This window comes from Desulfosarcina variabilis str. Montpellier (genome assembly GCF_048565275.1).
GTDB lineage: Bacteria > Desulfobacterota > Desulfobacteria > Desulfobacterales > Desulfosarcinaceae > Desulfosarcina > Desulfosarcina variabilis.
Genome location: NZ_CP159846.1, coordinates 3,233,042 through 3,247,306 on the forward strand (window position 1 = coordinate 3,233,042; position 14,265 = coordinate 3,247,306).

Genomic DNA, 14,265 nt, shown 5'->3' on the forward strand with positions numbered 1-14,265 from the left:
CAATGGTTTAGGGTTACTGCTTTTTCCGGTTTCGCAGGTATTCGGCAAAATAAGCCAGACCCACCAGGATGACCCCCAGGCCGGCCACATAAATGGCGTTGGCCTCGGGGTAAAACATGCGTGACAGAATCACGGCGAAAACAGCGCCAAGGATGGCCCTGATGATAAAAATATGAAATTGGGTCAAGATATTACCTCATGCCGGGAAAATGGGTGAATAAGTTGCGGAATACTATATTAAAGTGGTGATGTCGGTCAACACCTATAGGGATGGGATCAGACCTTTACTTCCTGTTTGAACCGTTTGGGACCAATGATGAACTGCACGGTGGTCAAGGAACCCAAAATGGTGCCTAAAATGCCGGGGGCCAGGACGCTTTGACCGGCCAGGTACAATCCCTTCAATGCGGTTCGGTTCAACAGCGCGGCCGACATCAGCTGCTCGGTCGAGCGCATGACGCCATAGGCTGAGCCGGCGGGGCTGGCAGACCAGTCCCTGAAGGTAAGTGGTGTATACACATCGATGATCTGTAATCCATCGAAGGCCCCGGTCAGCGGTTCGATGCCGGCAATGACCTTGTTGGCCAGCCTGTTTTTTTCTGCAAGATAGTCTGGTCCGCGGCGGCCGGTTCGGGTATCTGTCCATGGCTGCCACAGGGAGTCGTGCCCCGCGGTAAGCAGGGTGAGCAGATTGTGCTCAGGACGGGCACTGGGACGCAATTGCAGATAGATCAGATCGTGGATGCCACCGTCCGGTTCGGTCTCGACGGAATATACATTGTACGGAAGGGCAGGGTGGGCATCCGCCGGCACCAGGGCGTGGACACCCGCCATGGCGAGCGTATCCGTAAGATTCAGGATGCGCCGCCGGTAAGATGCCTTGAGATGCCCAGGATCGATCAGGCCGACGGCGGTTTTGGGGTGGATCGCGCCGATGACAATGGATGCATCCAATTGCTCCCCCGAGGCAAGGGTCACGCCTGAGACCCGCCCGTTTTGCGTGCGGATAGTCGTTACTGCCTGGCCGGTGCGCAGCGCTGCGCCCAATTCGGTCAGACGGCGGGTACACACATCGGCCAGGGTGGGGCCGTGATGGTCCAGGCGCCAGGCCGAGAACAGATAACTGGCCAGCGTCATGGCATGGAAAAATTGGGGGCATACCGGTGGCGGGACCCCGATGAGGACGGACGGCATACCAAAAACCGCCCGCAGACCAGGCGAGCACCCCAGTGAATCGAAGATCGTTCCCAGGGCCTCGGTTTGATCGATCCAGAAATCGCTGGGTTGATCGGCGTACAGAAAATCCAGACGATCCAGATGCCGGGCGCTGCGGTGCAGCATGTCCATCAAGGCCTGGATCTGTTTTTTTTGGGTGGGAAACGCCGCATTGAGATGGTCTGCATAGGCGTCGAATCCATCGACCAGGTCAAATGTGGTAACGTCCAGGTGTGAGCCATGAAAATGGTAGCGATCCACCGGGCCGTCCACGCCCATGCGAACCAACGGCAATGGATCGGTGATGCCTAAATAATCAAAGCAGCGGCGCAGCACCTGGCCCTCGGCCAGTGCCCCCATGTAATGCACCCCCACGTTGCAGTGGACCCCCTGGCGCACAAAACTACGCAGCATGCCGCCAGGCTGCCTGTTTTTCTCAACGACCGTTACATCGTATCCCAGTTTGGTCAGAATGATGGCGGTGCTCAGCCCGCCCATGCCGGATCCGATAATCAAAACCTTTTCGCTGGAATCTGAGATCGGGTGCATAAAGCCTCTGTTGATTGGGTTGCCGGATATGGGTATGGAAAAATATCAAGTTAAAATTATAGCATATATGCTTGTGAGACAACATTGAAAAATAATCGATTCGGGGGCAATGACCGCAGCCCACTTGCTTCTTGATATCCTGGGGCTCGCCAGCCACGGCCGCTTGGATATCCTTCAACATTAAAAACACATCCAGCACGAGGAAAGAGAGCAGAACCCATCGACGATAATACCGCTTCGTTTCGGAATGAACCTTCGTGATAAGCCAGGCGATTATAGGCGACATAAGGGCCAACAGGAAAAGAGAATGACTGAAGCTCCGGTGGTAAACAAAGTCATTTACCGGGCTGCCGAGGTGGATAAAAACATCCAGATCAGGTATCGTTCCCAATTCATCAGAAGATGGGGCGACCATTCATTGCAATTACCGCAGAATTTGCGGTTTACACAAATTTTCCTCCTTAACGGCGCTGCGTCCACAACCTTCGCAGTAATGGGTAGCCGGTTAAATCAGTGTAATGTATGCCTGAGGATCCCTAACCTGAAGTTCTTCTTCTATAAACGTGCAGAGCGTTTTTACATTGTCCCTAAGCTGGGCGATTCAAATTCTGGTTCACATGAAAATGGGTAAGCATGGCAACACGATAGGTCATTACTGTCTTCCAGAATTTGAACCCCTGACGGGGTTGCCGATCTCACCGCATCTACGGCGTTAGATGTCTTCCCGCATAGGCCACTATAGCGGAAAGACAGCTGCCTTGTATATGCGGCAAGCTCGACAATCGCCCAGTTTAGGTTGTCATCACTCATTATATTGTCCCTCCAATTATGGTAGGTCTGGACTGCCACCATACGATTAATCGACCATCGTTGTCTTTGTGTTTTGATGCCTTAAATTTAACCTAAACATTAAAACCAAGCTTGCCAAAAGGAGTTTTATCATGAATAAGATTAACTGCTTAACCGAAAAATATTCTAGTCGCTTCATTGGCCTTGTTATCTTACCGCTGGCCCTGGCGCTAGGTTTTTTAGGATTCCTGATCGTTCCCGTAGTGGGACTCATTTTTTCTGTGCCCCTGTTTATTCTTGCATTCACATTTATTGCGGCACCTGAAAGCAAAGTCTGCCGACTCATACTGAAGAAAGATTCCAACTAGTTAAAAACCAGGACAAATCCCTGTTGGGTTTCCCATAAGTTTAAAAGAAAGGACCATGCTCATGAACACTGAAACCAATGAAAACGTATACGTAAAGGTGAAAGATATGGCTGGGAATGAATTTGTTTGCCCGCTGAATGAACTCAGGGATGCGCGCAAAATCAGTGAAGCCGAATTGGAGGACTGTTTTGAGGGTGATGTCGTCGGCCGCTATGCCGGACTGCTGAACATCATCGATACGGAAACATGACCGCTTCCGCATCTCTCGTTTTGGCCAATCACCGCCCGGAAACCATCCCCCTGGCCCGGCGGCTGATGGCCGTCCACGACACGATCCTTCTCGAGGAGCCGCCCGAAAAAGGCTTCGAGCCCATGCTCGACGGAAAGATCACCATTTACGCTTATCTCGAAAACCAAGAGCTGGAGTATCCCGAATTCAGCCGCCGGATGGCGCAGGTTCTGCGTGAACGCCGTAAAGCCGGCACCCGGCTGGTGCAAGTTGAACCGTTTATTGATCTGCTGTTATCCATTCACGATCGTTTCGCCAACGGCGATGGTCCCCAGGATCTGCCCGCGGGTACGGATCTGTATCGGGTGTATTGCGCCGAACACTTTGCTACCAAGGCGCTGCTCGACTTTTACGCTGCATCCGGCCGTGACAACTTCGACACCACGATTGATGCTGTCAAGCGCTTTGCCCGGGCCGATGCCCGGCGGTTCGCCCTGCGCGATCAAATGCGGGCCGAGGCGATGGCGGCCCTTTTGCGGGAGCCGGGCAATACCTATATCGAGGCCGGTCAAATTCATTACCCCCTTTGGCACGAACTCAGAAAGCGACTGCCGGCCGGTTTTCCCCTGCGGGTACATTTTCTCATGACCGCTGTGGTGCGCAAACTGGGATACCGTCGCCATCTGTTCGGCCCCGGGGACCTGCTGACCCTCCATTATCGGTTTCATCCCCGGGGCCGTTTCCAGAGCGAAAACCTATTCGCTGCCCGGGCACTGATCTACAATAAACTGATCCTCAAAGAAGAAATTGCCGACGATTTGGACACTTATCCCCACACCCGCGACGAAATTGAGATTGGCAGCGTCACCGACCAGCTGTCCCTGGATGATTGCCGGCGGCTCTATACGTTGGTAAGGCGGGCATCCACGACCGATTCTCGCGAGATTGTCAAGCGTCATCTGGAGGATCGGTGGCCGGTGGGCAGACCAACCTGACCGGCTTTTATGCGGCGGTACAAATCCGACGATAAACATAGGCTGGCATTTTCCCTAAACATTGCAGACCACTATATATAGTGGCCAGCCTTTCGAAAAATGTTGGGAACCTTTTCCCTCCTCTTGTGTATAAAAGAATAAACACCTCTGCCGATGTGAACCCTTTGAGGAAGACCTATGAAAAATGATCTTTGGGCGGACATTATTCACCGAATTCAAAACGGGGATACTCAGGCGTTTCGCGTTATCGTGGAAACATATCAACATCCCCTGTTCGTTTGGGTGGCCCGGTTTCTGGGGCCTGCCGCCGCGTCTGATACAGAGGATATTGTCCAGGAAATATTTCTGTCCGCTTACACCCATATCAGATCATTTGACACGGCAAAGGCCGGTTTCAACACCTGGTTGTTCACCATTGCCAGGAACCGGTGTTTTAACGAACTCCGGAAAAAACGGCCGGAACCCAAGGCGGATGTGGCGGACCTATGTTCAAAAAATGACCCTGCCAAGATCCTGCTGGACAGGGAAATTCATAACAAACTGGACCAGGCCCTGAACCGCCTCTCCCATAACCATCGAGCCGTATTCATCCTGTCGGAATTCCTGGGGTTTACCCATGAGGACATCAGCTGCATCGAAAGAATACGGATCGGAACGGTCAAGTCACGGCTGGCCAGGGCCAGAAAACAGCTTCGCAGGATCCTAAATCAATATTGGGAACAGTATAAGGAGCCGGCATGAAGGATAAGGAAAACATTTACACAGAGTGGAAAACATCCAGGTCAAGGATAGACCTGCCGGACAAATTTTCCGACCGGGTGATGGCACAGATTGCAAGACAGGATCAGGAAAGGTCTGAGCCCAGCGGCATTCCGCCGTTCCTTGAAAAGGCCATTGACATCCTGGTGGGACTTGGCCTGTCCGTTCTGGGGGCCTTTCGAGTCGCCCATCTGGTAGGCGGCCTACTGCTGCCTTAAAAGGGGAAATCATGAAAAAGAGAAAAACTTATATAGCGCCACTGCTGTCGATAGCGGCCCCGGGCCTGGGACATATTTACTGCGGAAAACCCGTGAAGGGATTGATCCTTTTTGGATTGGTACATATCTATTTTCCCATTGTCTTGCTGATGGGAATGACTGGAGAAAAAGGCCTCTGTTATTATATCACCCTGATGGCGGCCGTCCTTTTTACCTCCCTGGTAATGGTCTATGCCATCGGCGATGCCTTTTTGTTGGCCAGGCGGAAAAAAGAAAACGTCATCCCGGGACGACTCAACCAGCCTTGGGTATATGCCCTGGTTATTGCGGCTGGCGTGGCCGCCACCTGGCTCTTTCCAATGAACATCCGAAACAATCATGTACAGGCGTTCAGGATTCCGGCCAGTTCCATGATCCCCAATTTATTGATCGGGGACTACCTGTTTGCCGATAAGTCCTTGTATAAAAAACGGTCACCCCGACGCGGAGAAATTGTGGTCTTTATTTACCCAAAGGATCGTCACAAATACTTTATCAAACGGGTCATTGGCCTGCCAGGTGACCGCATCGAGATCAGGGGGCAAGAGGTGATTCTCAACGGCATTCCTCTGGCCCTTGGTCCTGAAACGCAAGCTGAATTTAAAGGAAACCAAGGGATCATCAAAGGTACCGTAGCCTCGGAGACATTGGGTGACATCACCTATCCCATCCTGCTGGTAAAAACAAAGCGATCAGATCGGCATGGCGGCCCCTTCACGGTGCCGGACGGTTGTTGTTTTGTCATGGGGGACAATCGCGTCAACAGCCGTGATTCCAGGCACTTCGGTCCTGTTCCCCTGGGAGACGTCATAGGGCGGGCAGATTTCATATATTTTCCTGAACGGTCGTGGACACGCTTCGGCAGACTATCGCCAAGATAGTATCACCAACCGGACCACTTCATATGTCTATCATTGATAGTGGCAATTATTTCCCGGCAATCCGATATTCGGATAATTAGTTATCGTTTATTGGACAAAACGATTTTTCAAAACTTAATTACCAGACCTAATAATTATGACCCTTTTTTACCGGGTCAACACTTAAATGCAGAATTAATCAGATCACATTGGATCGTAAATTGGTTCTACGTGATCCTAAAAGTGGCAAGGAATATGAGTTTGTTTTTATCCCTCAGAAAGTGGCGGATCGATTGCGCGAATACGCACTGCAGGTGTGCAATGCGCCCGGTGATCGGATAGTCCCGATTTCCTATGAAGCGGCAAGGATCATGGTGATCAATTCCGGCAAACGGGTCGGTGTCAAACTCAGACCGCATGACCTGCATCGGCATTCTGCCACTTATGCCCGTCGATCTGGCCTACCTATTGAAATTATTTCAAAAGTCATTCTCCGGTACCAAGAAACGATTGAGAAATATAGATTCAAATTTTGCGACAGGTAGCTTCTATCATTTCGTAGGACAATACCTGACGAAAAATACCTGTCCCGTCCTACACCAAAATAAGAAGCCCGCTTATACCTTTTCATGATTGATAGACTTACGTTTCAATTAAAACTTGGAATTAAATCATCAACTCATCGACAAAGGAGAAAGCTATGTATCCTTCCACGAAAACTCCCTTACGCTATCTATTGGTTGCACTGACCGTTGTTCTGGTACTGGGCTTGACCCAGTGTCAATCCCAGTCCGACCATATCAGCGTGGCCTCGGCCACTAAAGATGAAAGGGTTAAACCCACCGCCGCCGGGATATCGACAACCGGCTGGAGAACTGCCATCGCTCAGGTGGCGCGGGAAAACATACCGGCCGTGGTTCATATCGATGTCACCCAGCGGCGAGAAATAGCCGCCCCGATGATGCCTTTCGGAAACGATCCGTTTTTCCGTTTCTTCTTTAACGGCAACCAACCGCCGCAAAAATTCAAACAGGAGTTGAGGGGCCTGGGAACCGGCATGCTCATCGACGATGAAGGCAATATCCTGACCAACAACCATGTCGTTACCGGAGCAACCGAAATCAATGTCCTTTTGGCCGACGGCACCGCCTACCCGGCCAAGCTGGTGGGCACCGATCCCAAAACCGATCTGGCGGTCATTCGCATTAAGGCGGACAAGCCATTGCCATCGGTGACCTTCGGTGACTCGGATCATATGGAGGTCGGCGACTGGGTCGTGGCCATCGGCCATCCCCGTGGGCTCGACCAGACCGTCACCCAAGGGATCATCAGCGCCAAGCACCGACGCGGCGTTTTAAACCCGACCTCCTACCAGGATTACCTGCAGACCGATGCGGCGATCAACCCGGGCAACAGCGGCGGGCCGTTGATTAACATGGCCGGACAGGTCGTGGGGGTCAACGCCGCCATCGCCACCGATTCGGGAGGATTCGAGGGAATCGGTTTCGCCATTCCAAGCAACATGTCAGTACATGTGGCCAAGGCCCTCATCGACCACGGCAAGGTTGTCCGTGGCTGGATAGGTGTCAGTATTAAAGACTTGACCCCGGATCAGATAAAATCCATGAAGCTGGACGGTAAAAAGGGCGCCGTGATCACCGATGTGGTCCCCAACAGCCCGGCCGCCGAAGCAGGTTTAAAAAAAGATGATCTGGTCGTCAACTTCAAGGGCAAAGCCATTTCTGATGCCTCCTCGCTGCAACGGTTGGTAGGCGATACCCCCGTGGGCAACACGGCTAAATTGACGGTCAGACGGGACGGTAAATCCGTCGACCTAACGGTAAAAATCGGCAATCTTGATGATGCGGTGCACAGCATCGCCGCCTCCCTGGAGGATCGCATCGGTGCCGTGGTCCGCCCCCTTAAAGCCGACGAGTGCAGCAAATATGGGCTTGAGTCAGGCCAAGGGGTGGCCATTGCCTCCCTGGACAAGGGCGGTCCGTTGGAAACCGTCGGATTCGAGAAAAATGACGTCATCCTGAATGTGAATAACATGCCTGTAGAAGGGGTTGAAGGATTCGTGGCCTTGATCAAATCCCTGCCTGCCCATCAACAGGTCCTGGTAAAAGCCCTGGATAATCGAACCGGGCAAAGCGGGTTTGTTCAGGTAACCATTGGATAACATCATCGGTCGTCCGTCCGGTAAGCCGCGGCATGCTTCTCGACGGACAACCGTCATAGCTCCTATCCTTTTTTAATCCCACAGGGTTGAGTCCCACCGATCATTCGTTTGCGGAGGTCAGCCATGAAACAACAACAAAAGTTCTCGCTCAGTTATTATCTGCTTGTCTTTTTATCGATTGTTCTGATGGAGTCGATCTTTTTCAGCGGCACGGCAGTCAAAGAAATCTCCTACAGCCAATTTCGTAATCTTTTAACCGACAACCGGATTAAAAGCGTCATTATTGAATCGGATCGCCTCTATGGCCTGGAAAAGGCACAGGCGTTGGACGAGAACCACTCCGACAAGAATTCCCCAATATTTCAGCCCCCCCGTAAAAAGGCCCCCTGGCATATCAACTTCGGTCTGAATAGACCGAAGGATTCTCAGCGTGTCGAACGCCAGTTCGTGGTCACGCGACTTGACGACCCGCATTTGATTGCCGATCTGCAGGAGCATGGCGTAGACTACCGGGGCAAGATCGAGTCTCACTGGCTGTCCAACTTCATCGCCAACTGGATTCTGCCCATGGGGCTTTTCATCGTCTTGGGAAGTTTTCTGGCCCGTCGCAAGGGCAAGGGTGCTGCCGGATTCCTGGATGTGGGCAAGAACAAGGCGCGTATCTATGCCGTGGACCCCTCGCAAAAGGTCACCTTTGACGATGTTGCCGGCGTGGACGAAGCAGTCGAGGAAGTCAAGGAGGTAGTCTCATTTCTTGAGAATCCACAACGTTTCACCCGCTTAGGCGCCAAACTGCCCAAAGGGATTTTGCTGGTCGGCCCTCCGGGAACGGGCAAAACGCTGCTCGCCCGTGCTGTGGCTGGTGAGGCTGGGGTGCCTTTCTTCAATCTGAGCGGATCGGATTTCGTAGAAATGTTTGTTGGCGTCGGTGCCGCCCGGGTACGCGACCTGTTCAAGGATGCCAAGGCCAAGGCTCCTTGCATCATCTTCATCGACGAGTTGGATGCCGTGGGGAAAAATCGATCCCAGGGAGCCATCATCGGCGGTAACGACGAACGGGAGAACACCCTTAACCAGCTATTGACGGAAATGGACGGATTCGATCCCCAATCCGGCATCATCATCATGGGCGCCACCAACCGGCCTGAAGTACTAGACCCGGCCCTATTGCGTCCCGGCCGTTTCGACCGGCAGATCCTGGTGGACCGGCCCGATCTTGACGGGCGCATGGAAATTTTTAAGGTGCATACGAGGGATTTCGCCCTCGGCCCGAATGTCGATTTCCGTAAGCTGGCGGCGGAGACGCCCGGTTTCGCCGGTGCCGAAATCGCCAATGTCTGCAACGAAGCGGCCCTGCTGGCTTCACGCAAGGACCGCCAGGCCATATTACAGGCAGATTTCCAGGACGCCATTGAACGGGTCATCGCCGGGCTTGAGAAGAAAAACAAGTTGATCAATCCCCACGAAAGAAAGGTAGTTGCCTACCATGAATCCGGCCACGCCATCGTGGGTCATCTCACCGCAGGGTCCGACCCGGTCCAGAAGGTGTCCATCATCCCGCGCGGGATTGGTGCCCTGGGCTACACCCTGCAAACACCCCTGGAAGATCGGTTCCTCATGTCGCGCACCGAACTATTGGGAAAAATCAAAGGACTCTTGGGCGGCCGTGCGGCGGAAGATATCATCTTTGGCGATGTCTCCACTGGTGCGTCAAATGATTTGGAAAAAGTGGCTGACATTGTTCGTAACATGCTTACCGTATACGGGATGAGCGAACAGATGCCCAACCGCTCACTGGTGGAAAAATCCTCCAATCCTTTTCTGGGCCAGGGACCGTCAACCCAACGCCGGTCGGAAGACCTCGAGGCGCTCATCGACAAGGAGAGCCAAACGATTATCAACGACGCCTACCAGGAGGCCCGAAAGATTGTCACTGAACATCGAAGCGAACTGGAGGCTATGGCGGCCCTGCTGCTGGAAAAGGAGAAAATCGACGGACAGGATATTAAGCGCATCTTGGACGAAAATCAAAACAACAAGGATCAGGCTGCCGCCTGATAGATCTTGGTTGGGGGCTTCACACTTACTAAACCAGTCCTGCCGGATCACGAGAAAAGAGCAAACGTATATGGAAGATAAAGCGAAAAACAGAATCGGATTTTGGCCGGTGGTGGCCATCGGCATCGGCGGCATGGTGGGCGGCGGCATTTTCGCCGTCCTGGGGCTTTCCGTGCAGATGACCCATGGCGCCGCACCGCTGGCATTCCTGGTTGCCGGCCTGGTGGCCCTGACGACCGCCTACGCCTACACCCGACTGTCGGTGACCTTTCCCGGACAGGGAGGCACCGTGGTCTTTCTGGACCAGGCATTTGGCGCAGGCCTTTTCACTGGGACAGCCAATGTTCTGCTTTGGATCAGCTACATCGTCATGCTTTCTTTGTACGCTTACGCCTTTGGCAGTTATGGCGCAGCCATGTTTCCGGAAGGTTTGCGTTCAGCAGGAAAGCACGTACTGATCAGCGTCGCGGTGCTTGGGGTTACCGGCCTCAATTTTCTCAATGTTGAAACCATCGGCCGTGCCGAAACCTGGATCGTGGCTGTTAAGATCGGGATCCTGCTTTTTTTTATTGGCGTGGGCACCTGGACCGTCGATGTCTCGCGGATTGCCGTGGGCAGCTGGCCCCAGGCCACGAGCATTTTGGCGGGGGCGATGATCATTTTTCTGGCCTACGAAGGCTTCGAGCTGATTGCCAACACCGCCGCGGATGTCCGCGACCCAAACCGAACGCTGCCGCGGGCATACTACTCGGCCGTCGGGTTTGTCATCCTGCTTTATGTCTTGGTGGCTGCGGTGACTGTGGGCAATTTACCGGTTCCACAGATCGTCGCTGCCAAGGACTATGCCCTGGCGGAGGCGGCCAAACCCTTTCTGGGATCTTTCGGGTACCTGTTGATCACCGTAGCGGCCCTTCTCTCCACCCTGTCGGCTATCAACGCGACCCTGTATGGCGCCGCCCGTCTCAGCTACACCATTGCCAAGGACGGCGAGCTGCCGGAAATCCTGGAACGTAAGTTGTGGAACCGCCCGGTGGAGGGCCTTTTGATTACCAGCGGCGCCACGTTGCTGGTCGCCAATCTTTTTGACCTGTCAAGCATCTCGACCATGGGTAGCACCGGCTTCTTGCTCATTTTTGCCGCTGTCAACGCCGCCAACGTCCATCTGGCCAAGCGGACCGGCAGCCGGCGCTGGATATCCATCGCGGGAGTCCTGCTATGCCTGGGCGCCCTTTACAGCCTTCTGCACTATACTTGGCAGCACACACCATCCCACATCTGGGTTTTGGCAGCCATGCTGCTTTTGGCTTTTGCCGTCGAAAGCACCTACCGGTTGTGGCGGCGGGGCAATCTTATTCTGGAGCATTTCCGGTAACACGTCAAAGCCAGCGCAGGTGCCGTTCGCAATATCAAAATTGCATCGGCTGTGCACCTGGAATGCCGTCCATGGAACGATTTGCTCCGGGATGGCGTTTATTAAGACCGTAAAAATTTGACTTTTAACGGTTTTATGGTAGATTTTTTTATGCGTATTTCAAACTGGTTTTTATGGATTACGTGCCTGGCAATTTCGGCGGCCGTTATCCTGAGTTTCCCTTTTTCTCCTCACAACGCATGGGGGGCACCATCCCCATCGCCCCAACCGCCGCAAGCGGGTTTCGCACCGGCGCGCACCGGATCTTCCCGCTCTCCGAAATATATTGACGTACGGATCAAACAGCCCCTTAAAACCCTGATTGCCGGGGAATCGGGCAGCTTCGAACTGGAAACACGGCTGACGGCGCCTGATAACACCGTTGGCAAACCGGTGCAATGGGACCGGGAAGCGGCGGTTCCACTGGTCATCTATATCGCCGCTCCGGAAGCCAGCGGCATCGCATTTATCGACAGGATCCACCCGGACCGGCCTTATCGCCATATTCTGGTGAAATTCGAACGCCCTTCCGGATCCGATTCACAGCCCTTGACCGCAAAAGTGGATTACATCGTCAATCCGCGAACCAGTGCTGGCAGCCACTCTTTCTGGATGGACATCTATGGTGAGCTGGTCGATGCAAAAGGCCTCAAGATCCAGGATATGGGCGTCTACCACCTGCCTTTCGAAATCGACACCCATCTCAAGACCAAAGTCCTGATGCTAACGATCATCGCGGTCGCCGTTTTTCTCTTTATCGTTGAGTGGGTACGTGTGGACGTGGTTGCCATTGCGATGATGGTGCTGCTTCCCGAGTTGGGGCTTTTAAACGCCCGGGACACGTTCAAAGGTCTCAGCAGCAACGCCGTGGTGGCGATCATCGGCGTGATGATCATCAGCTACGGGTTGAACCGGGCCGGGCTGGTCAATCGCATGATTCAACCGCTATTGAAGCACGTCGGCAGGAGTTCACGACGGCTGACGGTCATTTTCTCGGGCCTGATTGCCGTCATCTCCAGCGTCATGCAAAATACCGGCGCCGCCGTGCTCTTCCTGCCCGCCATCCGCCTGGTTGCCTCCTACCGGCTGAAAATGCCCATTTCCCGGGTGCTCATGCCCATCGGCATGGCGGCCATCCTTGGCGGCACCCTGACCATGATCGGCACCAGTCCCCTGATCCTCCTTAACGACATTCTTCCCTCCGGGATGCCCAAGTTTGCATTTCTGGAACTGACGCCCATCGGCCTCGCATTGGTGGTCGGCGGGGTTGCCTATCTTTCGACGGTAGGATTGGGCATACTTGCCGGACGACAGGAGAAACCCGCTTCTGATCCAAACCAACCCGTCGACCCTGCCCGTGAAGGCATCCTCGACGCCTACCCCCTGATCAAGGGACCCTTTGAGATTCATGTTCCCGAGAATTTCCGTCCAGCCCGGCTTCCACTTACCATAATGCAGATACGCAGACGGTTTCTTGTCAATATCGTGGCTTCGGCTGAAATCGATGGCACCTGCAAGGTTGCTCCGCTTCCCGACATGACTGTGCAACCGGGTCATTTCCTGTGTGTCTACGGCCCGGTCAAAGCCGTTGAAAGATTCGTGAGCGCATACGGACTGGATCTGAAAGCGGAACCGGAATTTTTCAAAAACGATATGTTCAATCCCTCGTTGGCGGGAATTGTCGAAGGTGTGGTATCGCCCCGGTCCGGACTTATCGGTCGAACCATCAAGGAAATCCGCTTTCGCGAGACCTTCGGGCTGAATGCCCTGGCCATCCATCAATCCGACAAAGCCTATTATCGGCAATTGGCCGACCGGCCGCTTCAAGCCGGCGATGCGGTGCTGTTGCACGGCACCTGGGAGCAGTTGCATGCCCTGGAAGACCTTCACCGGAACCTGATCATCATCACGCCGTTTGAAAAGGAATTTCACAAGCCCGAAAAAGCCGCCTGGGCATTGATCTGCTTCATGGTAACGCTGGGCCTGATGATTCTGTCGAGCTTCTATTTTCAAAGTCGGCCCTACAATCCGATTCCCCTGTCGGTTTGTCTCATGCTGGGCGCTGTAAGTATGGTGCTCACCCGTGTCATATCGATCAATGAAGCATATCGGGCGGTCGATTGGCGGACGGTTTTCCTTCTGGGGGGGCTTATCCCGCTGGGAATGGCCATGAACCAGACCGGAACGGCCCAGTGGATCGCCGGAGGCATCGTCGCCGGTCTCGGCCCCCTGATGAACCCGCTTTTGCTGTTGATTCTTCTGGCCGCCCTGAGCTGCGGATTCACCATGGTCATCTCCAATGTCGGCGCCTTAACGCTGCTGATCCCGCTGGGCATCTCCATCGCCAGCCAGATCGGCGTCGATCCGCGGGTGGCCGCCATTGTCGTAGGGCTCGGGGTGTCCAACTCCTTCATCCTGCCGACCCATCAGGTAAATGCGCTTTACATGGGGCCCGGTGAATACAGGACTCGGGACTACATCAGGATCGGCGGTGGGCTGGCGGTTATTTACATCGTCATCCTGGTGGCAATGACGTACCTCTTTTACCTGTAGTTCAGCGCCGAACATGGATTTTCGCCGACGGATAGCCACA

The 14,265-nt window shown here is 53.8% G+C and carries 14 protein-coding genes; 11 read left to right on the top strand and 3 right to left on the bottom strand.

The window, feature by feature from the left end; all coding sequences use genetic code 11:
• Positions 1 to 13: 13 nt before the first annotated feature.
• The 3 genes from Dvar_RS14320 to Dvar_RS14330 form a co-directional block, all read right to left on the bottom strand.
• Positions 14 to 187, bottom strand: coding sequence for a hypothetical protein (locus Dvar_RS14320; protein ID WP_419662380.1), 174 nt, complete (start codon positions 185 to 187; stop codon positions 14 to 16).
• 89 nt (positions 188 to 276) lie between these two features.
• A complete protein-coding gene (locus Dvar_RS14325; RefSeq protein WP_419662381.1) occupies positions 277 to 1,764 on the bottom strand; it encodes a phytoene desaturase family protein in 1,488 nt (495 codons plus the stop codon).
• Positions 1,652 to 2,179: a metal-dependent hydrolase gene (locus Dvar_RS14330; protein WP_419662382.1), complete on the bottom strand. Its 528-nt coding sequence runs from the start codon at positions 2,177 to 2,179 to the stop codon at positions 1,652 to 1,654. Before Dvar_RS14330 ends, Dvar_RS14325 begins: the two co-directional genes overlap by 113 nt.
• On the opposite strand from Dvar_RS14330, the gene Dvar_RS14335 reads away from it, so the two are divergent.
• The 11 genes from Dvar_RS14335 (at position 2,072) to Dvar_RS14385 (ending at position 14,225) form a co-directional block, all read left to right on the top strand.
• Positions 2,072 to 2,395: a hypothetical protein gene (locus Dvar_RS14335; protein ID WP_419664259.1), complete on the top strand. Its 324-nt coding sequence runs from the start codon at positions 2,072 to 2,074 to the stop codon at positions 2,393 to 2,395. The genes Dvar_RS14330 and Dvar_RS14335 overlap by 108 nt on opposite strands.
• Positions 2,396 to 2,705: 310 nt before the next feature.
• Positions 2,706 to 2,921: a hypothetical protein gene (locus Dvar_RS14340; RefSeq protein WP_419662383.1), complete on the top strand. Its 216-nt coding sequence runs from the start codon at positions 2,706 to 2,708 to the stop codon at positions 2,919 to 2,921.
• A gap of 61 nt (positions 2,922 to 2,982) precedes the next feature.
• Positions 2,983 to 3,171, top strand: coding sequence for a hypothetical protein (locus tag Dvar_RS14345; protein ID WP_419662384.1), 189 nt, complete (start codon positions 2,983 to 2,985; stop codon positions 3,169 to 3,171).
• Positions 3,168 to 4,145, top strand: a complete 978-nt coding sequence (locus Dvar_RS14350; protein ID WP_419662385.1) for a hypothetical protein — start codon at positions 3,168 to 3,170, stop codon at positions 4,143 to 4,145. The genes Dvar_RS14345 and Dvar_RS14350 overlap by 4 nt, the downstream gene beginning before the upstream one ends.
• A 177-nt stretch (positions 4,146 to 4,322) precedes the next feature.
• The gene (locus Dvar_RS14355) at positions 4,323 to 4,886 is read left to right on the top strand and encodes an RNA polymerase sigma factor (RefSeq protein WP_419662386.1); all 564 of its coding nucleotides are present in this window, start codon (positions 4,323 to 4,325) and stop codon (positions 4,884 to 4,886) included.
• Complete coding sequence (locus Dvar_RS14360) at positions 4,883 to 5,122, top strand: hypothetical protein (protein ID WP_419662387.1); 240 nt, start codon at positions 4,883 to 4,885, stop codon at positions 5,120 to 5,122. The genes Dvar_RS14355 and Dvar_RS14360 overlap by 4 nt, the downstream gene beginning before the upstream one ends.
• Positions 5,123 to 5,133: 11 nt before the next feature.
• The gene (gene lepB / locus Dvar_RS14365) at positions 5,134 to 6,042 is read left to right on the top strand and encodes a signal peptidase I (protein ID WP_419662388.1); all 909 of its coding nucleotides are present in this window, start codon (positions 5,134 to 5,136) and stop codon (positions 6,040 to 6,042) included.
• Between the two features lie 679 nt (positions 6,043 to 6,721).
• Positions 6,722 to 8,203, top strand: a complete 1,482-nt coding sequence (locus Dvar_RS14370; RefSeq protein ID WP_419662389.1) for a Do family serine endopeptidase — start codon at positions 6,722 to 6,724, stop codon at positions 8,201 to 8,203.
• A gap of 123 nt (positions 8,204 to 8,326) precedes the next feature.
• Entirely contained in the window at positions 8,327 to 10,261 is a 1,935-nt protein-coding gene (gene ftsH, locus Dvar_RS14375; RefSeq protein WP_419662390.1) for an ATP-dependent zinc metalloprotease FtsH, read from the top strand.
• 70 nt (positions 10,262 to 10,331) lie between these two features.
• A complete protein-coding gene (locus Dvar_RS14380) occupies positions 10,332 to 11,633 on the top strand; it encodes an APC family permease (protein WP_419662391.1) in 1,302 nt (433 codons plus the stop codon).
• 150 nt (positions 11,634 to 11,783) lie between these two features.
• Positions 11,784 to 14,225 carry an SLC13 family permease gene (locus tag Dvar_RS14385; RefSeq protein WP_419662392.1) on the top strand — a complete coding sequence of 814 codons (2,442 nt, stop codon included), beginning with the start codon at positions 11,784 to 11,786 and terminating at the stop codon, positions 14,223 to 14,225.
• Positions 14,226 to 14,265 lie beyond the last annotated feature (40 nt).